The following is a 23,788-nucleotide window of genomic DNA, read 5'->3' on the forward strand; positions in this document are numbered from 1 at the left end:
TTTGGCTAGATTTAATTTCAAAAATATCAAAATTATTTAAACTTCTATAATTTCAATTCGACTACTGATTTTCTTACTTCTTTCTCTTTCATCTTTTCTATCTTAGCCACCATGAAAATCGGAATGATTGGTTTGGGAGATATGGGTAAATTATATGCCCGTACATTTTCGAAAGCAGGTTTATCTGTTTCTGGATGTGATTTACCAGATCGAAAAGCATCTTTAGTTTCAGAACTTTCTCCTTTGGGAATTGTGGTTTTGGATGATGCAAAGGAAGTTTCCAATACTTGTGATTTTATATTTTACGCTGTAGAAGCCGAGAAAATATTAGAAGTAGTGGCATTTGCTGCAGAAGCAACTAAACCTGGTGCTATTGTTACCGGAATGACTTCTGTGAAAACCCCGGAAGTGGTTGCTTTTGAAAAGTACCTTCCGGCTGATAGCCAAATTTTAATTACTCATTCTTTACATGGCCCTGGTTTTGAAACTAAAGGGCAGAAGTTGATTGTTGCTCCGCATCGCATTAGCAAAGAAAATTATCAAAAAGCTTTAGAAATATTAGCTGTTTTAGAATCAGAAATTATTGAATTGGAAGATTTTCATCAGCATGACCAAATTATGGCAGATACACAAGCTGTAACTCACATGGGTTTTGAGAGTATGGGGACCGCTTGGAAAAATGCGGGAACTTATCCTTGGGAAAGTGGTGCTTATGTATCTGGAATTGATAATGTGAAAATATTGACCACTTTAAGGATTTTTGGTTATAAAGCCCATATTTATGCTGGTTTGGCAATATTAAATCCTTATGCGGCTAATCAAATAGCGGCGTATGCGCAATCAGAATCTGAATTATTTAAAATGATGATTCAAGAAGATGAAGTGAATTTTAGAGAGCGTGTTTATAAAGCTCGGGATTTTGTTTTTCATGGGCAACATAATTTGATTTTGTTTGATGATGAGATTATGAAAGAATTTAGTGTGGGCAATAACATCGCGTTAGCTAAACCTAATTCTCATTTAAGTTTATTGGCAATGGTTGATGCCTGGTATCAATTAAAAATCAATCCTTATGATAATATGATGTGCCAAACGCCACCTTTTAAATTACGTTTAGGTATTGTTGAATATCTTTTTAAAAATGATGATTTGTTGGAAGAAACGATCCAAACTGCATTATTTGATAAAAGCATAAGAGGAGACGATTTGGAGTTTCATACCGCAGTAAGAGAATGGGCATCTATTATTAAATATCAAGATATGGAAGGTTATAAAACTCATTTTAAAGAAGCTAAAGATTTTTTTGAACCTTTATTAGAAAAAGGAAGAACTCAAAGTGCGTTGTTAATCAATAGGTTAACCCAGTAATTAAAATTCCCATCCATATCATTTTCTTTCTTATCAGAAATTAAATTGATCAATATTTAGATTTATTTAGGGCATTTTTATGTGCCTTAATACTGTCTTTTTCACTAATTTAATATTTTACCCCTATTTTCTTAAGATTTTACTCCTCTAAAACTTTAGTGTCTTATACATTAGTGTTAACCAAATAAATCTTTTTTTAGAAAATTTTACTGTTTAAAATTCAATTAGAATTTCTGCTATGGCTGATTTCTATTGAGTTAACGTTGAGTATATCAAGTCTAAATTTGGATAGCTGGATTTAAATCTGTTTTAAACCAATTAAAAATTAAATATGATGAGAAAATTACTTTTGAAACAAAATCTCTTGATTAAGAAATTGTCAATTTCCCTGTTTGCTCTTATTATTAGTACAAATACATTCGGGCAAAGTCCAGAAATATTTTCTACTGCAGGTACTTACAGTTGGGTTTGTCCAACTGGTGTAACTACTTTACAAGTTGAGTGTTGGGGTGCAGGAGGAAGTGGAGGAAGTGCAACTGCAGCTGTTGGACGAGCAGGCGGTGGTGGTGGTGGTGGATCTTATGTTAAGAATAATTTTAGTGTAACTCCTGGTGTAAGTTATACAATAATTGTGGGAGCAGGTGGATTACAAGGTTTAACTACATCTGCAGGTGTAAATGGAAATCCTGGAGGTAAATCTGAATTTTCTGGACCTTCCATATCAACTTTAACTGCATCTGGTGGAGCCGCAGGGAGTGGTGCAACATCTCAAAATCAGTCAGGTCCAGGAGGATTATTAGGGGGAGTGTATGGAGTTAATATAACTTCTTCAGGAACTGCTAATAGTGGTACTTCATCTGCTATTACAACTATTTCTGGTGGTGGGGGTTCAGGAGCTACAGCAAATACTTCACTCAGTACTGGTGTTTTATCTTATATAACTATGACAAGTCAAGGTTCGGGTTATACTAGTGTACCTACCGTAACGATAAATGGTGATGGCACAGCTTCTGCAGTAGTTAATTTTGATATTGATGCTGGAGCAAGTTTAGTTACCAAAGGCGTTAGTGGAAGTAATGGAGTCTTAAGTACAGGAGGAGGAGCTGGTGGTGCTGGAGGAAATGGAGGGGCAGGAGGTGCAATTAATAATGTTCAGGGGACTGTTGGTGCTGTAGGTATCGCACCAGGAGGTGGAGGAAGTGGAGGTTATGCTTCAGCTTCTTCAGCTAAAGGTGGGGCTGGTGCAGTTGGGAAAGTAATATTAACATATCCAGTAACCTTACCAGTTTCATTAACTTCATTTTCTGCTCAAAAACAATCGTTATCAGTTCAATTAAAATGGACAACTGCTTCCGAAGCAAACAACTCTCATTTTGATGTAGAAAGATCAGCAGATGGAAAAGTTTTTAATAGCATTGGGCGTAAATCTGGTGCGGGTAACAGTAATACAATAATAGACTATTCATTTTCTGATCATCACCCTGCAGCAGGTACAAACTATTACCGTTTAAACCAAGTTGATTTAGATGGTAAAGCTACTTTAAGCAATCCAATTAGTGTTAATATGGGCTTTGAAGGTTTAGCAATGCAAATTTTTTCATCTTCAAATGCTTCAGATTTAAAAATTAATATTGCTGCCGACAAGGAGTCTTCAGGTCAGTTTATTATTTATACTGTTTCTGGTCAAAAAATAGTAGAACAATCTTTATCCCTAACTAAAGGGAATAATGATTTCTCTATTTCAATGCCTGATCTAGGAAGTGGAGTTTATATTGCAACCTATAAAAATGAAACTCAATCAATAAATAAAAAATTTGTGAGATAGTTTTCTCTAATATTATAATAGTCATCAGTAGGCTTTTGAGTTTACTGAATGACTATTTCTTTAATCCCAGACATTCGATATAATCTGTTTTTGATTAGTGTCTTTTGTTTAAATTTTTAATAAAACGATGATGAAAAAAATAGTTATTTTATTCAATCTATTAGTTGTAGCATCTTTTGTTTATGCTCAAGAGGAGGTTCCAGTTATAAAAAAAGTAACCTATCCGGCAGGTTATACCAGTGAGTTAAATGTAGTTTATACTTCTGCACCCGGTTGGGAAGGAAAAATGGATCTTTATTTGCCCTCAAAAGATAAAGGTTTATCTCCGGCAATTATCAATATACATGGTGGAGGTTGGAGTGGTGGATCAAAAGATACGCAAGGAGGTTTCAATACCTATTTTAAAGCTGGCTTTGCGGTGGCAAACATTGCTTATCGTCTTTCAGGTCAAGCAACAGCTCCTGCTGCGATAGAAGATACGCGTTGTGCCTTAATTTATCTGATTAAAAATGCAAAAGCTTTAAACATTGATGTGAACAAGATTATAATTATGGGTGGTTCGGCCGGAGGGCACTTAGCGTTAATGGGTGGTTTGTTAGCTAATGACAGCAGATTTGATACAAATTGCCCAGGAGTAAAAAATATTAAGGTAGCAGCCATTATTGATAAATATGGAATTGTAGATGTTGGCGATAAAAGATATGGCAAGTTTAGAAGCGGCTCTGAAAGGAAATGGTTAGGAGGAAAAGTTGCTGATCAAGCTTTTATAGAATCTGTTTCTCCAATTTATCAGGTTAAAAAAGATAGTCCGCCAATATTTATAGCACATGGTGATGCTGATCCAACAGTTCCTATTCAGCAATCTATCGATCTAAAGAAAAAATTGGATGAATTAGGTGTAAAAAATGAATTTATGACTATTCCGGATGGTTTACATGGGCAATTTACATCTGAGCAAAATGCAACGTTAAATAATGCAATTATGAAATTTATTTTGAGTCTGAAGGAATTCAAATGAATAATAAATTAATAATTTATCTTTTTTTGTGGATTACGAGTTGTACTCCTAGCATTGCACAAACTTCTAATCTGGTTTCAATAGATGTCAATGGTAAATTGACCTATGCTGCTGATAGTAAAGGAAATAAAGTTCCTGATTTTAGTGGGGTAGGTTATATGAACAGTGAATTGGCTATACCAACAATTGAGGTTGTGAAAACTGTAAATCCTGTATCGGGAGATAATTTAGCTAACGTACAGAGCGCTATAGACGAAGTGGCTGCTTTAACGCCAGATGCTAACGGTTTTAGAGGTGCTATTTTGTTTAAAGCGGGAAATTATAATATAAGTGATATCATCACCATTAATACGAGCGGAATTGTACTAAGAGGAGAGGGATTTAACGGTTCGGGTACCAATTTCATTGCTACCAAAACCTCACAGCATACCTTATTTAATTTTGCCGGAAGTACTGGTACAGCTCTTTCATATTCCTCATTAAAAGCAGTTACAGATACTTATGTTTCTATTGGGTCGAAACAAGTTACAGTAGCAAACGGACATACATTTGTAGTAGGTAACCATGTTTTTATTCATCATATTCCAAATCAAGCTTGGATTTCTTTATTGAAAATGGATATTTTAAGTACGTTAGCTGGTGCTGATGCTCAAACTGTTAATTGGACCCCTCAAGCCTATGATGTTTATTATGAAAGGAAGATAACCGCAGTAAATGGGAATATCATTTCTTTTGATGCGCCCGTTATGGATGTTATTGATCCATTATATACAACCGCTGAAGTGGTGAGGTTTAATGATTATAGAATACAAAAATGTGGTATAGAAAATATGAGAATTACGTCTACCTATACCTCTAACACAGATGAAAACCACGGTTGGGAAGCCATAGCTTTTAAAAATATAATAAACGCATGGGCTTCTAACATAGAAGTGTATTATTTTGGATTTGCAGCAGTAAATGTGAATAAAAGTGCTAGTTTCATCACCGTTGATAATTGTAAAATGTTAGATGCAAAGTCACAAATTACGGGAGGTAGACGCTATTCTTTTAATGTTGATGGACAGCGCACATTAGTTAAGAATTGTACTACACGTAGTGGTAGACATGATTATGTAACCGGATCTATTGCAGCAGGTCCAAATGTATTTTATAATTGTACTGCTACTTTACAACAGAATAATATTGGGCCTCATCAAAGATGGTCAACTGGTATTTTATTTGACCAAATTGTTGGTAATGGTCAACTTGATGTCGAAAACAGGACTACTTCTGGTTCGGGGCATGGTTGGGCAGGAGCGCAAATTATGTTTTGGAATTGTATGGGTAGTGAAATGGTATTACAAGATCCTCCAGGTGAACATAGAAATTGGGCCGTAGGATTTAAAGGAGTAATCACCAATGTTGGGTTTATGACTACAGAGCCAATGGGTATTAAAGAATCTAACGGAACCTATATTACTGCAATTCCTAGTTTATTTAATGCTCAGTTAAATGAAAGACTAAGCAATAATACACTTCCAATAGTTTTGGGAGGCTTCAATATAAAGGCACAGTTTACATCAACTTTAATTAGTTGGTCTACAGTTTCAGAGAAAAACAATTATGTTTTTTTGGTGGAACACGCTACTAATAATTTAGATTTTAAAATAGTTGGAGAGGTAAAAGGTAAGGGCAACTCTAATCAAACAGCTAATTATCAGTTTGAACATCTATCTCCTGTTATTGGTTTAAATTACTATCGTTTAAAACAAGTTGATTTTGATGGGAATTTCACCTATAGCCCAATTAAGGTGATAAAGTTTAAATCAAGCGGCCTGATTTTAAAATCAAATGTTGTGGAAGAAATTTTAGAAATGAATATTACTCAAGATGTAGAAACATCTTTATTTTTTTATAATAGTGCAGGGCAAAAAATGTTAACCATAAAAGGAAAAGGTACGCAATTAGTTAACGTTTCTAGTTTTCAAGCAGGTGTTTATTACATTAAAACGGCTGAGGGTGATAGTATTAAATTTTTGAAATTGTAAAATTAACAAGGGAAAAATAACGAGCCTTCTAAATATTTTTTGGATGTGATAACCAATTTACCTTTCATATAGTACTAAAAAGCGTAGCTTGGGCTGATTTTATTAACCTAAATCAATATTTATAAGCAATAAAAATATGTGTTTTTTGCATTCTTTTTTAAATGAGAAAGAAAAGGACATACACTCTAATTTAAAGGATTAAAAAAGTAAGATGAAAAATTTAAAACTTGTATGCTGTATTTTTTTACTTCTCTTAGGCGGTAAATTAAGTGCAAAGGTAATTTTACCGAGTTTAATTAGTGATGGTATTGTTTTACAACGAGACATAAAAATACCCATTTGGGGTTGGGCAGATAATGGCGAAGAAGTAACCGTTTCATTTAATGGGAAAACCTATGTTGCTAAAACAGGTATCGATAAAAAATGGAAAGTGATGCTTAATCCGGTTAAAGCAGGTGGTCCTTTTGAAATGAAAATTGTTGGAACCAATACAATTACTGTTAAAAATATTTTAATAGGCGATGTTTGGCTTTGCTCTGGTCAATCTAATATGGAGTATGAATTGTATAAATCTGCCGAGAAATATTCTAAAGAAATAGCAGCTTCTACTAATGATCAGATCAGGCATTTTCAGGTAAAAAGACGAATTGGTTTTAACACATCTAATGATATAGAATCTGTAAATGGGTGGCAGGCGGCTAGTCCTACAACGGTGCCTAATTTCACAGCAGTCGGTTATTTTTTTGCTAAAGATTTATATGAAAAGTATAAAGTCCCCATCGGAATCATCAATAGTTCTTTTGGCGGTACACCAGCCGAAGCATGGATGAATGAAAATGCTTTAAAAGATTTTCCAAATTATTATGCTAATGCGATGAAATATAAGGATACTGCTTTAGTAGATAAGATTACTGCGCAAGATAAAGAGATGGTGGATAGTTGGTACAAACAAGTGAATGATGGGGATATTGGAACAAAAGAAAAGTGGTATGAGAATAATTATAATTCATTAGACTGGAAAACAATACAAATGCCTGCTTTTTGGCAAGATAAAGGTTTAAGTGATGCCGGTGTGGTTTGGTTTAAGAAAGAGATAAATATTGATGCTGCAGATTTAGGTAAAAATGCGATATTAAAATTGGGAAATATCATTCAAAGAGATATTACTTATTTTAATGGCGTAATGGTGGGTACAACTGGTAATAAATATCTGGATAGAAACTATATTATTGAAGCAAAGCTTTTAAAAGTGGGAAAAAATGTGATCATCGTTCGTGTTTTAAATGAAGGTGGAGATGCAGGATTTATTAAAGATAAGCCTTATCAATTAGAACTCAATAGCAAAAATATAGACCTTAAAGGCGATTGGCAATACAAACTATCTAACAGCAGTAAACCTTTGCAAAGAGGCGGAATGACGACTTTTCAAAGAGAACCTACCGCAATGTACCATGGAATGTTAGAGCCGCTTGTTGGCTATGCCATTAAAGGTGTAATTTGGTATCAGGGAGAGTCAAACATTGGTAGAAACCAAGAATACCATCAACTATTTTCTGGCTTAATTACCCAATGGAGAGAAGAATGGGCGCAGGGTGATTTCCCTTTTCTGTTTGTACAATTAGCCAATAACAATCCGCCTAAAAAAGAACCTAGTGAAAGTAGTTTAGCTGCTTTGCAAGAAGCTCAACAACAAACGTTGGCCTTACCAAATACAGGTATGGCGGTAGCTAATGATATTGGCGAATGGAATGATGTGCATCCTAAAAATAAATTGGATGTTGGTAAGCGATTGGCTTTAGTAGCTCAAAAAGTAGCTTACGGTGATGAGAAAGTAGTATATTCTGGTCCCGTTTATCAATCTATGAAAATTAAGAAGAATAAAATAATTCTTAGTTTTTCAAACATAGGAAGTGGCTTAATGGCTAAAAACGAAGGGGAGTTAAAGTATTTTTCTATTGCAGGTGCTAACAAAAAATTTGTTTGGGCAAAAGCTAAAATATCTAAGAATACCATTACGGTTTGGAATGAAAATATATCATCGCCAGTAGCGGTAAGGTATGCGTGGGCAGATAATCCAGAAGGAGCCAATCTTTATAACAAAGAAGGTTTACCAGCTTCAGCTTTTAGAACTGAAAAATAGTTGAATAAAAATCAGCATAAAGCTTATAAAATGTATTTCATTCCTGTTATTTCACTCATTATCAGTTTATTATTATCCGGAAATGGGCTATCTAATAAAGTTAATATCATTAATGTTGCTAATGCAATAGAATTGAAACAAGCTTTAAAGGCTGCCAAACCCGGAGACGAGATTTTGCTTAAAGATGGTTTATATCAAGGTAATTTTGTGATTGCAGCCAGTGCTTCTGGCACTAGAGATAAACCTATTAAACTTACCGGGAGTAGAAACGCGATTTTAGATGCCAATACCATTCAAACAGGTTATGTATTATATGTACAAGCTAACTTTTGGACTATTAATGGAATCACCATTCGTAATGGTTTAAAGGGTTTAGTTACAGACCAGGCCAGTTATAATATTATAGATAATATACTGGTTACTCAAGTAGGCGAAGAAGCTATTCATTTCAGAAAATTTAGCAAATTCAATATTGTTAAAAACTCTGAAGTGAGTTATACCGGATTAAAAACGCCGGATTATGGTGAAGGAATTTATATTGGTACCGCTTATAGTAACTGGTCTAAAATTTCTAATGGAGAGCCTGATAAATGTGATTCTAATCAGGTTATAAACAATAAAATTGGACCTTTTGTAGCCGCCGAGTGTATTGATATTAAAGAAGGAACAACAGGTGGTATTATAAGAGGAAACAGTTTTGACTCTAAAGGAATAACAGGTGCAAATAGTGCCGATAGCTGGATAGACGTAAAAGGAAATTATTATATCATTGAAAATAACACCGGGAATAATAGCCAGCCATCTGTTTTGCTAGATGGTTATCAGGTAAATTGTGCTTACAGCGGTTGGGGGTGTTATAATGAATTTAAAAACAACATTTCTAATGTAAATGCAAAAGGTTATGGCTTTAATATCAGATTAAAAAGTAGTAAAGGAGTAGCTATAGGGAATATCATTTATAGCAATAATAAAGTTAAAGGAGCTTTAATGGGCGTAGCTAATATTCCGCTTTCAAAATAATTTCCCTAAGCTTAAAATAGGAGATAATTTTTATATTTATGAATGCTTTTTAAGTATGAAATACATCAGTTTTAAACTAAAACCTTTTAAAATTTATCAAAAAACATTTGCCTTTTATATATGGGTAATGTTTTTTTCTTGTCCTTTATTTGCGCAAATCAACCAGTTTCAGTTCGAACGTTTTACGGTAGAAAGAGGCCTTTCACAAAGCAGCGTATTATCTATCGCTCAAGATAGTATGGGCTTTATTTGGATGGGTACAAAAGATGGTTTAAACCGCTACGACTCTCAAGGGTTTGAAGTTTATAAACATCAAGTTAATGATAAAAACTCTATCAGCAGCAGTTTAAATATCAATACTTTATTAACAGATAGTAAAGGAAACTTGTGGGTAGGCACTCAAGAAGGCTTAAATAAATATGTCCCCGAAACCAATTCTTTTATCAGGTATTTAAACCAGCCAAACAATAAAACCAGCCTTAGTAATAATACCATCAGAAGCCTTTATGAAGATAAGCAGGGAAACCTATGGGTTGGAACAGAAAATGGACTGAATAAATTAGTTGGAAATCAAAAGTTTGAACGATTTTTTTGTTCTGGATCTGTAGGTAACAAGATGGTTCATCCTATTATAAAGGCCATTTATCAGGATAGTAAAAATATTTTGTGGGTAGGAAGTTTAAAAGGTTTGGTTTCCATGGATTTAAAAAATGGATTATATAGGCTTAAAACCTATGTACATGAGCCATTAAACCAGCAAAGTTTAGCCTCAAATGATGTTAACGCCATTACCGAAGATTTAAATCATAACCTGTGGATTGGAACCCATTTTAACGGCTTAGATTTTTTTGATAGAACAAATAATCAGTTTCGGCATTTTAAGAGTGAGCCAGGCAATCAAAATAGCTTGAGTAGCAATACCATAAGAAAAATAATGGTGAATAAAGATGGTAATCTTTGGATTGCTACCTTAAATGGAATAAATATTTTTGATCCGGTTAGTCGGCAATTTAAACTTCAAAAACACGATCCGGAAAATTCTACCAGCATTAGTCAAAATTCTATCTATGATGTTTTTCAGGATAAAGCAGGCTCAGTATGGGTTGGAACATATTATGGAGGCGTAAATGTGTATCATCCTAATGCCGTTACCTTCAAAATTTATAAATATTATTCTTACAAAAATTCACTGAGCAGTAATATTATCAGTGCAATTGTAGAAGACAAACAAAATAATTTATGGATTGGTACCGAAGCCGAGGGGTTGAATTATTATAACAGAAAAACAGGTCAGTTTGCAAAGTTTAGCGTAAGTTCTGGAGCTAAAAGCACCTTAAGTTCTAACCTTATTAAATCCATTGCTATTAATAAAAATGGCGACTTATGGATAGCAGCTTTTGAATCAGGTTTAGATTTATATTCTCCTAAAACCGGAATTTTTAAAAATTATAAGTTAAACCCTGATGATCCAAATTCATTATCAGCCAATAGAGTCTCTTATTTATTTTATGATCATTTAGATAGGCTTTGGATTGGAACCAAGGGTAGCGGGCTTTATCAATATAATGCTCAAAAAGATGGTTTTACATCATTATTAGAAAGTAAGAGTTTGTATCATTTGCCGTCAAAATTTATCAATTATATCTTTCAAGATCAAAAACAAAATATTTGGGTAGCGGCTTCCAATGGGATATTTTATCTTTCAAAAAATGGAAATAGTTTCAGCAAGTTTGAAAATCCCAATCAAATAGCTTTAAATAATGTAAACTGTATTCAACAAGATAGCAAAGGCTTAATTTGGTTTGGTAGCTCAAACAAAGGTTTGTTAAGTTTTAATATCGCTACAAAAAAGACAGTAATTTATGGTTTAGATGAAGGTTTGCCCTCTAATAATGTAACCAGTATTGTAAACGATAATGAGGGCTATTTATGGATAAGTACCGATAAAGGTTTAGCTAAATTAAATGCAGGTAAATTTAAAATTTACACCAGAGGTGATGGTTTGCCGGGTAATGTTTTTAATTATCACTCCTTTTTAAAGGATAGTAAAGGAGAACTATTTTTTGGTGGATATAATGGTTTGGTAAGTTTTAAGCCCGAGGAAATTGTTGAGAATAAAACAGTTCCAAAAATAGCTTTCACAAGGTTAAGGCTTTTTAATAAAAATGTAGAGATTAATGATGAAACTAAATTATTATCTAAAGCATTCATAAAAACTAACGAGATTACTTTTTCTTATGATCAAAATACATTTACCATAGATTTTGTAGCACTTAACTTTGTAAAATCTCAAAAAAATAAATTTGCCTACAAGCTTGATGGCTTTGAAAATGAATGGAAAGATTTAGAAAACCCAAGCATTACCTTTAATAATTTACCCAACGGAACTTATAAACTGCTCATAAAAGGGACAAATAATGATGGTATTTGGAACTCAGAACCAAAACAACTCATCATCAATATTAACCCCCCGTTTTGGAAAACTTGGTGGGCTTATTTATTTTATACCCTAGTGGTTATAGGTTTACTTTTTATTGTGGTGAGATTTTTATTAATGCGGGCTTTATTAAAAAGAGAGCATGACATTCATCAGATGAAGTTGTCTTTTTTCACTAATGTATCTCATGAAATTAGAACGCCTTTAACACTAATTATGGCGCCGCTAGAAAAATTGATACAAGACAGCTTTGAGAACAGAAATCTTAACAGGCAATTATTAGATGTTAATAAAAATGTAAAAAGACTTTATCGTTTGGTAAACGAGTTAATGGATTTTAGAAAAGTAGAATCTGGTAAGATGAAATTGAACGTTACCGAAGATAATTTGGTGAGTTTTATTAAAGAAATTTATTTGTCTTTTCAAGACATGGCTTTTCAAAGAAATATCCATTTTAAATTTGAAAGTGAACATTCAATTGTACAGGCTTATTTTGATAAAGATCAATTAGAGAAAGTTGTTTTTAACCTGCTTTCTAACGCTTTTAAGTTTGTTCCTGATCAAGGTAAAGTTTCCATTAATATTCAGGTAGTAGATTCTCAAATTTTAGTAAAAGTGTGTGATAATGGCGCCGGTATTCCAAAAGAAAGTATTCCAAAATTATTTACTGATTTTTATCAGGCAGGTAACCACCAACAGCGGAATGCAGGAACAGGGATAGGTTTAGCACTATCTAAACGGATTGCAAACCTGCACCATGGCGATTTGTTTTTAGATGAAAACGATGCTCAAACCTGTTTTTGTCTTTTACTTAAAACGGGGTTTAATCATTTTAAAAAGGATGAATTAAAAGAAAATATAGATCAAGAGGGTTTAACCGGTTATGTGTTGCAAACAGAAATAGACAACATGATAGATCAAGAACCTGTAAAAATAAATCAGGTTAATAAAGAAGGAAAGCATGTTGTTTTGATTGCAGAAGATAACTTAGAATTGAGGAAATTTATTACTCAAACTTTATCTTCTGATTATTTAGTTGTTGAAACCGAAAATGGCTTAAAAGCCTTGGAAATGGCTACAGAACTTATTCCCGATTTAATTATTAGCGATGTAATGATGCCCGTAATGGATGGTTTTGAACTTTGCCGAAACGTAAAAACTGATGAAAGAACCAGTCATATTCCTGTGGTTTTATTAACGGCTCGGTCTGGAGATATTCATGAATTGGAGGGGCTAAAAACAGGTGCCGATTTATACCTCACCAAACCATTTAGTTTGCGAAAGTTGCAATTAAACATACAGAATTTAATTGCTGCTCAAGAAAATAGGAGAAAGAAGTTTAGTCATCATTTTACACTACAACCTTCAGACGTTGAATTTGAATCATCTGATGAAGAGTTTTTAAATAAGATACTTCATTTACTAGAAGATAATATAAGCAATTCAGAATTTAATGTAAACCAATTTGCCGCAGAAATAGGAATGAGTACCCCTATTTTTTATAAAAAAATTAAAGCTTTAACAGGCTTAACCGTAAATAATTTTATTAAATCTATCCGTTTAAAAAGAGCGGTTCAATTACTACAGCAAGGCAATAATAATATATCAGAAATAGCTTATATGGTAGGCTTTACCGATGCTAAGTATTTCAGTAAAGAATTTAGTAAACAATACGGTATAAGTCCTTCAAAATTCAATTAGCTCCTTCATCAAATTATAACACACAAAATCGTTATCATTTTTTGGTAAGTTGCGTATGAGTAGCGTAACTACTATTTACAAGCTTTTAATTGGTCGATAAATAAGATTTTCACCCTTTTTATTTAAAATATTACCTCTGTAAACTTGGCTATTGCGCTAGTTTAGTGCTTCCCAAAAAAGTAAATTATAACCGAAACCATTATTAATGCTTAATATCTTGTTGGTATTGTTATTTAACAATGTATTAGTACAAAATAATGATATGGCTTTATTAGATTAAAAATTGCTGTTGAGAAAAAATGCCTATGAAAATAATTAATTTAACTACCCTTTTATATAATTAATTTAAGAAATGAAAATGATGTTGATGCGAAGATTATTAGTGTTACTTGCTGTGTTTTTAAGCCTTAGCCATTCTGTGAAATCTCAACAAACAAAGCGTTTAAACCAAGGTTGGGAGTTTTTAAAAGGAGATTTAGGAGGTGTTTGGGAAGCCATGAGGCCGGTTAAAGAAGGGAGCTCAGAAAGTGTACCCATTTGGTCAAAAGTAAGTCTTCCACATTGCTTTAATGCTCAAGATGCGGTTGACCCTGATTTAAATTATTATCAAGGGCCGGGATGGTATCGTACAAATTTAACTATAGAAAACAGCTATAAAAACGGAAGAATTCTTTTGCATTTTGAAGGTGCCGGACAAAAAACTGCGGTTTATGTTTACAATACCAAAGTAGGAGAGCATGTGGGCGGTTATGATGAATTTACGGTAGATATTACTGATGCCGTTGCTGCTTTTAAGAAAGAAAAAGTTTTTAACGAGCAATTTAAAGGTCAGGTTCCTATTGCTATAAGAACAGATAACTCCCGAGATTTAGAAATGATTCCGTCAAGTCTATCAGATTTTAATGTTTATGGCGGTATTTACAGGTACTTAAACTTGGTGTACACGCCTCCCGTTTCTGTAGATAAAGTTTTTGCATTAGCAGAGGTTGATGCTCAAGGAAAAAAAGGAACGCTAAATATTTCTGGTAGGTTTTATAATCCAACACAAGTAGGCACTGTCAACGCAATGGTTACAGTTAAAGATCCATTCGGAAAAATTATTTATACTTTAAAAAGTGAGGTTACCAGCTTTCAAAGTAAAAATGACTTAGCTAAAATCAACATCAATAAACCAAAATTATGGTCGCCAGATGCGCCAAATCTTTACACAGTAGAACTTAGTGTCGCTACAAACGGAGAAACTCATACCAATATAGAAAAAGTTGGTTTTCGCCATTTCGAATTCATTAGAAAAGGTCCTTTTCATTTAAATGGAAAAAGATTATTGCTAAGAGGAACCCATCGCCATGAAGATCATGCGGATGTAGCCGCCGCCATGACAGAGGATATGATTCGTACCGAAATGCTGATGATGAAAGATATGGGTGTAAACTTTATCCGTTTAGGGCATTATCAGCAATCAAGAATTGTATTAAACCTTTGTGATAGTTTAGGCATTATGGTTTGGGAAGAAATTCCTTGGTGTAGAGGAGGTTTAGGTGGCGAAGTTTATAAAGATCAAGCCCGTAGAATGCTCACAAACATGATAGAGCAGCATTATAACCACCCATCAGTAATTATTTGGGGCTTAGGAAATGAAAACGATTGGCCAGGTGATTTTACCACATTTGATGAAGAAGCGATTCGCACTTTTATGAAAGAACTCAACACTTTGAGCCATCAATTAGATCCTACCCGTAATACTGCCATTAGAAGATGTGATTTTTGTAAAGATATAGTAGATGTTTATTCTCCCTCTATTTGGGCCGGTTGGTACCGAGGAATATATACTGAATATAAAGAAGTTAGTAAAAAAGAATTTGATTCGGTTGATCGGTTTCTACATGTAGAATGGGGCGGCGATAGTCATGCTGGCAGACATTCTGAAACTCCAGATGATGCTTTAAGTAAAATTAAAAAAGCTGAAAGTGCTGATGAAAGAGCAGGAGACGCATCATTATTTGGCGGAAGTGCAAGGGTTTCTAAAGATGGAGATTGGAGCGAAAGTTATGTGTGTAATTTAATAGATTGGCACTTAAAAGAGCAAGAAACCATGCCTTGGTTAAGTGGATCTGCTTATTGGCCTTTTAAAGATTTTTCTACGCCAGTAAGACCAGATAACCCTGTGCCTTACATGAACCAAAAAGGCGTAATAGAAAGAGATTTTACTAAAAAAGAAGCTTTTTACGTTTTTCAATCTTACTGGACAGACAAGCTAATGGCCCACATTTATGGTCATAGTTGGCCAACACGTTGGGGAGATGTAGGAGAAGCTAAAATGCTGAAAGTATATTCTAATGCAGAGGAAGCCGAGTTGTTTTTTAACGGACAAAGTATGGGCGTTAAAAAACGTAATAGTCAAGATTTTCCAGCATCAGGCTTACGCTGGATGGTGAATTACAAAGAAGGTGTAAACCAAATAAAAGTAATTGCCAAAAAAGGAAAAGAAACAGTAGTTGATGAGCTGACTCAAAATTACCAAACTGCTAAATGGGGAAAGCCGGCCAAATTAATTTTAGAAAAAATAGCAGATGCTGATGGCGAAATCACCATTCAGGTTAAGGTTTTAGATGCCAACAACGTTTTATGTTTAGATGCTAAAGAGTATGTAAATTTTAACCTTACCGGTGATGGAAAACTGCTGGATAATCGTGGGACTTCATCAGGGTCTAAAAAAGTGCAGTTCTATAATGGAAGAGCAACCATCAGTTTGAAAACCAATGGTGGTAAAAGTGTGGCTAGTGCTAAAGCAGACGGAATTTCTACCGTGTTTTTAAATCTATAGTTTGATGAGCAGATTAAGGAGCATCCCATTTAAATCTTTTTACTGTTTGGCTATTTTGGCTGGTTTATTTTTGATATGCAGTGCTTCAAAATCTATTGCTTCGCCAATAAACATTAAAAACCAAGCAGAAGAAATTCTAAAAAAACAGATAATGGAAGAAGCAGAATGGGCTTTAAAACAAGAACCCATTACGGTAACAGCTTCAATTTCAAATAGAAGTGCAGGCGGTAAAAATGATTTCTATTCTGAAGGAGATTATTGGTGGCCTAATCCTCAAGATCCTAATGGGCCTTACATTCAAAAAGATGGATTAACCAATCCTGATAATTTTGTAGCGCATCGTTTTGCGATGATAAGATTTAGCCAAATTATAGGTTCTCTTTCATCGGCATATAAAATCACAAAAAACAAAAAATACGTAAAACATGCAGTATTACATTTAAAAGCTTGGTTTCTGAATCCAGAAACCCGCATGAATCCAAATTTGCAATTCGCACAAGCCATTAAAGGATTATTCACCGGAAGAGGAATTGGCATTATTGATACCGTTCATTTAATGGATGTGGCACAGGGAACTTTGGTGATGCAAAGCAAAATTAACAAAACAGATTTAGCCGCAATAAAGAATTGGTTTGCTGATTATTTAACTTGGTTAATGTCGCACCCTAATGGAAAAGCAGAAATGGCGGCTAAAAATAATCATGGTACTTGTTTTACCATGCAGGTGGCGTCTTTTGCAAAGTTAACCAACAATCAAGAGCTTTTAGATTTCTGTACAAATCGATACAAAACAGTTTTATTGCCAAATCAAATGGCAGCGAATGGCAGTTTCCCATTAGAAATGGCTCGTACAAAACCTTATGGTTATTCTCTTTTTAATTTGGATGCCATGAGTACCTTATGTCAGATTTTATCAACTCCAAAAGATAATTTATGGGCTTATGAAACTTCTGATGGAAAGTCAATTAAAAAAGGAATCAGTTTTATTTACCCATTTATAGCCGATAAAAGTAAGTGGGAATTAAAGCCCGATGTAATGTATTGGGAAAATTGGCCTGTAGCGCAACCTGCACTTTTATTTGGCGCAAATGCTTATCAAGAAAATAGCTGGTTTTTAACCTGGAAACAATTAGATCATCAGCCTAAAGTAGCCGAAGTTATCAGAAACTTACCGGTAAAATATCCATTAATTTGGATCAATTAATTTTAAAATATCATTGTATGATTAATCTTATCAACCCAAAAAGAATCTTTTTAATACTATTAATTGCCTTTTCTACTATTGGTTTTACAAACGCTCAAAAGCCTAATATTAGAAAAACATTGAAACATGCAGAGCAGCAAACTGATTTAATGCTGAGCGAAATTGAAAAAGCAGATGATAAAAACGGAACTTTAGTTTCGCCCCGCACTTTAGAAAACGGAGAATTAAAATTAGTGGCCTCCAAAGACTGGACAAGCGGTTTCTTCCCCGGCGAATTATGGTATTTATTTGAGCTTACTAAAGATGAAAAGTGGAAAACTGAGGCTCAAAAATTTACCTCCAAAATTGAAGAAGAGAAACTTAATGGCAAAACTCACGATATGGGCTTTAAGGTGTATAATAGTTTTGGAAATGGCTATCGTTTAACAAAAGACAATCATTATAAAGAGGTCATTATTCAATCGGCTAAAACTTTAGCCACTCGTTTTAATCCTATTGTAGGTGCCATCAGATCTTGGGATCATAATGCTGATAAGTGGGATTTTCCAGTAATTATAGATAACATGTTAAACCTCGAATTGCTTTTTGAGGCTACAAAACTTACCGGAGATTCAACCTTTTATAAAATTGCAGTGAGCCATGCCAATACCACTTTAAAAAATCATTTCAGACCCGATTTTAGCACTTACCATGTAATAGGTTATAACCCCAAAACAGGTGAAGTAGTAAAGAAGAATACTCACCAAGGCTACTCAGATGCTTCAGCATGGGCTCGTGGAATGGGTTGGGCGCTTTATGGCTATACCATGTGCTATCGCGAAACTAAAGATCCAAAGTATTTAGAACAGGCAAAAAATATAGAAAAATTCATATTTAGCCATAAAAATATGCCCTCAGATTTGGTCCCTTACTGGGATTTTGATGCGCCACAAATACCTCAGGAGCCCAAAGATGTTTCTGCCGCTGCAATATATGCATCAGCTTTGTATGAGTTAAGTGCTTATACCAATAACAAGAATTATATCGCGAAAGCAAATAAAATTATGAAAAGCATCAATAAGAAATATAGTGCTGCTTTGGGCGAAAAAAGAGGATTTATTTTAGATCATAGTACAGGTTCTAAACCTCATAATGGCGAAGTAGATGTACCCTTAAGCTATGCAGATTATTACTATTTAGAGGCTTTAGTGAGATATAAAAATATTAAAAACCAGCAACCTGTAATTCAATAAAATGAAGAATTTAGGCTCGTTAATTGGTTTTTTTAGCTTTTTATTCCTTTTAAACACTAGTTCAATAGCTAAAGATTATGTGGTTTCTTCGGCTATAGAAATTAATATTTTAAAATTAGCACCCGGTGATACAGTGATTCTTAAACAGGGAGATTGGAAAGATCAAAAAATTGTATTTAAAGGTAAAGGAACAGAAAAACAGCCTATCTATTTGCTAAGTTCAACAGCCAGTTCAATCACTCTGTCCGGAAACTCCAGTTTAAAAATTGAAGGAGAATGGTTAGTGGTAGATGGCTTGGCTTTCTCCGATGGTTACTCTGATAAAGAAGATGTAATTGTTTTTACTAAAAACACATCAAATAGCCGCTTAACCAATAGCAGTATTTTAAATTATAATCATCCTGATAAAAGCATAGATTATAAGTGGATTTCTTTAAACGGAACAAATAATAGGGTAGACCATTGTTCTTTAAAAGGTAAAACACATCAGGGAACTACATTGGTAGTTTGGCTTTCAGAAAAACCAAATTATCATCAAATAGATCATAATTATTTTGGTCCTCGCCCGCCTTTGGGTGTAAATGGAGGCGAAACCATTAGAATTGGAACCAGCCAATGGTCTATGTATGATTCTAATACCAAAGTAGAGTATAATATTTTTGATAAATGTGATGGTGAAGCCGAAATTATTTCCATAAAATCTGGGTATAACCAAATCAATAATAATTTATTTTATGAGTGCGATGGTACGGTTACTTTTAGGCATGGTAACAACTCTGAAGTGGCAAATAATTATTTTATTGGTAACGGCAAAAAGGGTACAGGCGGAATTAGAATTATAGGCGAGAATCAAAGTGTGCATGATAATTACCTGCAAGGCTTAACAGGGACAGGTTTAAGGGCAGCTATTTCTGTAATGAATGGGCTAAAAGGACCTAAATTAAATGAATATTTTGCGGTTAAAAATGCAAGTATTAAGAATAATGTAATTGTAAATTGTGTGGAGGCTTTTGCTATAGGTGCCGGAAAAAATAGTACAAGAGTGGTGCCTCCAACAAATTTAACAGTAAGTAATAATTATATTATTAAGCCTAAGATACTATGGAATTTAGAAGACCAACCTCTAAAACTAACAGTAAGTAATAATTATGTAAAAGGAGCTGAATTAATTGATGGTTTTACCCAAATGTTTGAAGAGTTTGTAACCACAAAAGAAAATTTAACCAAAGAAAAAAGTAAACAAGATGCCCCTTTTTGGCTTAACGAAAGTATTGGGCCAAAATTGATAAAAAATAAATTTCAGGTAATAGTGCGGTAGGTTTGGGATAACAATAGGGTTATTATATTTTATTAATTTTTGGTTTAGGTGAGGATAACTTTAAGGTTATCCTTTTTTTATTTATAAGGTTATTCTTACAATCTTATTTTCAGTATCAGAGATGATTATCTCCCATATTAAACTTTTCTTCTCTAAGCATACTAAACTCATTTTAGTTAAAATAATGTTCTTTTTTTAAGATTTTCTGCCTGTTTTTTTAAGATTTTACACCTATTAGTAGGTTAACTTATTTACTTTAGATTAACCAATTAGAACTATTTCAAATCATTAAAATGAACTCTTAACTGCTAACTGCAGTGCTTAATAGAATTTTTATTCTACTTAAGATTTGGGTTATTTAATTTAATGAAATGGTATTTATTTCAATAAAAAAACCAATAACCAAAAATTAAATTATGAAAAAACCAATTACTCAAAAACTAGTGAAACTAAGCACATCAGCAATGAAGGGGTTGTTGTTGCTTAGCTGGCTTTTTTTGAGCTTTTCTTTTTATGCAAAAGCTCAAAATACTGCTATTAAGATTACCGGTACGGTTGTAGATGCTAAAGGAGAACAACTTATTGGAGTGAGCGTTAAAGTAAAAGGCGGCACAGCAGCAGCAACTACAGATGTAAATGGGAAATTTAGTTTAACAGTTCCAAATGCAAGATCTATTGTTGTTTTTAGTTATTTAGGATTTGTAACAAAAGAAGAATTAGTAGGGGCTAAAAAAATATTAAATGTGACCCTCTTAGACGATTCAAAATTATTAAACGAAATTGTAGTTATTGGTTATGGCGAAGTCAATAGAAGAGATTTAACAGGTTCTGTTTCATCTGTGGCTATGACAGATTTGTTAAAAGCACCCGTAACTTCTTTTGATGATGCATTAGCCGGTAGAATTGCCGGAGTGCAAGTAACCTCACCAGATGGAATGCCCGGCGCAGCGCCAACCATTATCATTAGAGGAGGAAATTCTGTTACACAAGATAACTCTCCATTGTACGTAATTGATGGTTTCCCGCTTGAAAACTTTGATAACAACTCTCTTAATCCTTCAGATATAGAATCTATTGATGTGTTAAAAGATGCATCTTCTACCGCAATTTATGGTTCTAGAGGAGCTAATGGCGTAATTATGATTACCACTAAAAAAGGAAGCATTGGCGCTCCTAAAGTGGCGTACAAAAACTTTTTTGGCATTCAATCAAATACTAATAAAATTGAGCTAATGGATCCTTATGAGTTTGTAAGGTATCAATTAGATGTAGATTCTATTCCATCACTAGGAAATAGCAGTTATGTCATTTATGATATCTTTAGTCCTACACTTAATCCTACTGGAACAAAATCTTTAGAAGATTATAAAGTGGCAGGAATTGACTGGCAAGACCAAATATTCAGAAATGCAGTTATGCAAAATCATGATATTTCTGTAAGAGGAGGTAATAAGGACACAAAATATTCAGTGACAAGTTCATACACAAATCAAGAAGGTACATTAATAGCTTCAGATTTTAAACGTTTTCAAGCTAGAGCAACACTAGACCAAGTGTTGAATAAGAAATTTAAAATGGGTTTAAATGTAAACTATAGTAATATTGCAACTACAGGAAGTCAAATAAGTGGTCAAAATACTACCTCAGATGCTTTTTTAATAAGTGCCTGGAGATACAGACCTGTTACTGGAGATTTGGATGCCTTAGATGATTTGTTAGATGAGCCACAAGATCCTTCCTTAGAAGAATTTTCTTCAATTAATTATCAATGGAATCCTGTTTTAACAAGAAATAACGAAACTCGTGATCGTAAAACTTCTTTAATTACCGCAAATGCCTATGTAGATTATGCTATAACCAATAATTTAAAGTTAAAAGTTACCGGAGGTATAAATTCTAGGTTATTAAAGTATGAGCAATTTAACAACTCATTATCAAGATTAGGAAGTGCAATAAGCACCTTAGGTAATGGTGGCCCAAACGGCTCTATTAGTTACACCGGATCAGATAATTTTTTAAATGAAAACACCTTAACCTACAATAAAATTTTCCTGAAGAAACACACCTTAAATGTTGTTTTAGGTAATACTGTGGCGCTTAATAAAGTGAACGTTTCTGGATTTGGAGCTTCTTTGGTACCCAATGAAAATTTAGGAGTAGCGGGTTTAAGTCAAGGCGTTCCATTCTCTATACAAACAGCACAAAGACAAAACACTTTAGCTTCATTTTTAGGAAGAGTGAATTATAATTACAAATCTAAATATTTAGCCACTGCAAGTTTCAGGGCAGATGGTTCTTCAAAATTTGTAGGAGATAATATTTGGGGTTATTTCCCATCTGGTTCTGTGGCTTGGCGTTTAAGCCAAGAAGAATTCTTAAAAAATAGCAAATGGATTTCTGATGCTAAAATTAGAACCAGTTATGGCGTAATTGGAAATAATCGTGTTTCTGATTATGCATCTTATGCTTTATTAGGTACTGGAGGTAGAGACTCTTATTCTTCTGACGGAAACTTTGCTACAGGTTCTTATCCATTAACCTTGGCAAATCCATCATTAAAATGGGAAACCACAAAAGAAATAGATTTAGGGGTTGATTTAGGATTTTTTAATCAACGGATAACCTTTGTTGCCGATTACTACAATAAAAATACAACTGATTTATTACTGAGCTCTCAACTTCCTGGTAGTGCTGGTTATATAAGCGCTTTCCAAAATATTGGATCGGTACAAAACAGAGGATATGAGTTTTCTTTAACAACTGTTAATGTAACGGGCAAAAAATTTAATTGGAGCTCTAATTTTAATATATCTTTTAATCGTAACAAAGTATTATCACTTACCTCTGGTCAAAATAGCTTAACCACCATAGCAAGATGGTCTAGTAGTAATACCATAGGTTCAGCTCCCGGATTTATTGCTCAAATTGGTCAACCAATTGGCATGTTTTATGGCTTAGTTTCCGATGGTGTTTATCAATACGGTGATTTTGATGCCACCACAAATCCTACTACTGGTGGAATCACTTATCTTTTAAAACCAGAAATTGCGGCCTCTAGTATCAATAGATCATCTATACAACCAGGATTTTGGAAGTTTAAGGATTTGAATGGAGATTTAGTGGTAGATGCGAACGATTTAACTACCATTGGAAATCCAAATCCCGATTTTATTGGAGGGTTTTCAAATAACTTCAGTTATAAAGGATTTGATTTAAACGTCTTTTTACAGTTTAGCTACGGTAATGAAATTATGAATGTAAACCGTATTTTGATGGAAGGTGGCGGAGGTACAGGAGCAACCAAGGCTGCAAATATGTTTGCATCTTATGCCGATAGATGGTCACCAACCAACCCTTCAAATGAATTTTCGGCTGCTGGTGCAGGCGGTAGAGCTCCATCTTTTTATCCTTCAAGAATAGTAGAAGATGGTTCTTTTATCAGGTTAAAAACCGTGAATATGGGTTATGCTTTTAATCCTTCATTAACTAAAAAGTTAAAATTAAATGGCTTAAGATTGTTTGCTTCAGCACAAAATTTATATACCCTTACAAAATATCAGGGTTTAGACCCAGAAGTAAATGCTTTTGCAACGGCACTCACCACTGGTTTAGATTATTCTGCTTATCCAAGGGCTAGAACGGTAACTTTTGGATTAGACATTACATTATAA

Annotated in this window: 12 protein-coding genes; all 12 read left to right on the forward strand. The window is 33.9% G+C overall.

Annotated elements, in window-relative coordinates; translation table 11 throughout:
- The first annotated feature begins 111 nt into the window (after window positions 1–111).
- The 12 genes from FA046_RS06070 to FA046_RS06125 all read left to right on the forward strand — a co-directional run bounded on the left by FA046_RS06070 (window position 112) and on the right by FA046_RS06125 (window position 23,788).
- Window positions 112–1,368, forward strand: a complete 1,257-nt coding sequence (locus FA046_RS06070) for a prephenate dehydrogenase (RefSeq protein ID WP_136825497.1) — start codon at window positions 112–114, stop codon at window positions 1,366–1,368.
- 331 nt (window positions 1,369–1,699) lie between these two features.
- Entirely contained in the window at window positions 1,700–3,193 is a 1,494-nt protein-coding gene (locus tag FA046_RS06075) for a T9SS type A sorting domain-containing protein (protein WP_136825498.1), read from the forward strand.
- A 127-nt stretch (window positions 3,194–3,320) separates the two neighbouring features.
- On the forward strand, window positions 3,321–4,211 hold the full coding sequence (locus FA046_RS06080; protein ID WP_225870887.1) for an alpha/beta hydrolase: 891 nt from the start codon (window positions 3,321–3,323) through the stop codon (window positions 4,209–4,211).
- Window positions 4,208–6,241: a hypothetical protein gene (locus FA046_RS06085; protein WP_136825499.1), complete on the forward strand. Its 2,034-nt coding sequence runs from the start codon at window positions 4,208–4,210 to the stop codon at window positions 6,239–6,241. Before FA046_RS06080 ends, FA046_RS06085 begins: the two co-directional genes overlap by 4 nt.
- A 211-nt stretch (window positions 6,242–6,452) precedes the next feature.
- On the forward strand, window positions 6,453–8,381 hold the full coding sequence (locus FA046_RS06090) for a sialate O-acetylesterase (RefSeq protein ID WP_136825500.1): 1,929 nt from the start codon (window positions 6,453–6,455) through the stop codon (window positions 8,379–8,381).
- A gap of 30 nt (window positions 8,382–8,411) precedes the next feature.
- A complete protein-coding gene (locus FA046_RS06095) occupies window positions 8,412–9,401 on the forward strand; it encodes a chondroitinase-B domain-containing protein (protein WP_136825501.1) in 990 nt (329 codons plus the stop codon).
- Window positions 9,402–9,456: 55 nt separating this feature from the next.
- Entirely contained in the window at window positions 9,457–13,539 is a 4,083-nt protein-coding gene (locus FA046_RS06100) for a hybrid sensor histidine kinase/response regulator transcription factor (protein ID WP_136825502.1), read from the forward strand.
- A 367-nt stretch (window positions 13,540–13,906) separates the two neighbouring features.
- Window positions 13,907–16,363 (forward strand): glycoside hydrolase family 2 TIM barrel-domain containing protein, encoded by a 2,457-nt coding sequence (locus tag FA046_RS06105; RefSeq protein WP_225870888.1) that lies wholly within the window; start codon window positions 13,907–13,909, stop codon window positions 16,361–16,363.
- A 4-nt stretch (window positions 16,364–16,367) separates the two neighbouring features.
- The gene (locus tag FA046_RS06110; RefSeq protein WP_136825504.1) at window positions 16,368–17,567 is read left to right on the forward strand and encodes an alginate lyase family protein; all 1,200 of its coding nucleotides are present in this window, start codon (window positions 16,368–16,370) and stop codon (window positions 17,565–17,567) included.
- A 17-nt stretch (window positions 17,568–17,584) separates the two neighbouring features.
- A complete protein-coding gene (locus tag FA046_RS06115) occupies window positions 17,585–18,799 on the forward strand; it encodes a glycoside hydrolase family 88 protein (protein ID WP_136825505.1) in 1,215 nt (404 codons plus the stop codon).
- Window position 18,800: 1 nt separating this feature from the next.
- Entirely contained in the window at window positions 18,801–20,117 is a 1,317-nt protein-coding gene (locus FA046_RS06120; RefSeq protein ID WP_136825506.1) for a polysaccharide lyase 6 family protein, read from the forward strand.
- Between the two features lie 416 nt (window positions 20,118–20,533).
- The gene (locus FA046_RS06125) at window positions 20,534–23,788 is read left to right on the forward strand and encodes a SusC/RagA family TonB-linked outer membrane protein (RefSeq protein WP_225870889.1); all 3,255 of its coding nucleotides are present in this window, start codon (window positions 20,534–20,536) and stop codon (window positions 23,786–23,788) included.

The organism is Pedobacter cryophilus, from assembly GCF_005116455.1.
Taxonomy (GTDB): domain Bacteria; phylum Bacteroidota; class Bacteroidia; order Sphingobacteriales; family Sphingobacteriaceae; genus Pseudopedobacter; species Pseudopedobacter cryophilum.

Excerpts from the sequence above, each read along its gene's own strand:
- FA046_RS06070 (WP_136825497.1), top strand. The coding sequence starts at position 112 with ATGAAAATCGGAATGATTGGTTTGGGAGATATGGGTAAATTATATGCC.
- FA046_RS06075 (WP_136825498.1), top strand. The coding sequence starts at position 1,700 with ATGATGAGAAAATTACTTTTGAAACAAAATCTCTTGATTAAGAAATTG.
- FA046_RS06080 (WP_225870887.1), top strand. The coding sequence starts at position 3,321 with ATGATGAAAAAAATAGTTATTTTATTCAATCTATTAGTTGTAGCATCT.
- FA046_RS06085 (WP_136825499.1), top strand. The coding sequence starts at position 4,208 with ATGAATAATAAATTAATAATTTATCTTTTTTTGTGGATTACGAGTTGT.
- FA046_RS06090 (WP_136825500.1), top strand. The coding sequence starts at position 6,453 with ATGAAAAATTTAAAACTTGTATGCTGTATTTTTTTACTTCTCTTAGGC.
- FA046_RS06095 (WP_136825501.1), top strand. The coding sequence starts at position 8,412 with ATGTATTTCATTCCTGTTATTTCACTCATTATCAGTTTATTATTATCC.
- FA046_RS06100 (WP_136825502.1), top strand. The coding sequence starts at position 9,457 with ATGAAATACATCAGTTTTAAACTAAAACCTTTTAAAATTTATCAAAAA.
- FA046_RS06105 (WP_225870888.1), top strand. The coding sequence starts at position 13,907 with ATGCGAAGATTATTAGTGTTACTTGCTGTGTTTTTAAGCCTTAGCCAT.
- FA046_RS06110 (WP_136825504.1), top strand. The coding sequence starts at position 16,368 with ATGAGCAGATTAAGGAGCATCCCATTTAAATCTTTTTACTGTTTGGCT.
- FA046_RS06115 (WP_136825505.1), top strand. The coding sequence starts at position 17,585 with ATGATTAATCTTATCAACCCAAAAAGAATCTTTTTAATACTATTAATT.
- FA046_RS06120 (WP_136825506.1), top strand. The coding sequence starts at position 18,801 with ATGAAGAATTTAGGCTCGTTAATTGGTTTTTTTAGCTTTTTATTCCTT.
- FA046_RS06125 (WP_225870889.1), top strand. The coding sequence starts at position 20,534 with ATGAAAAAACCAATTACTCAAAAACTAGTGAAACTAAGCACATCAGCA.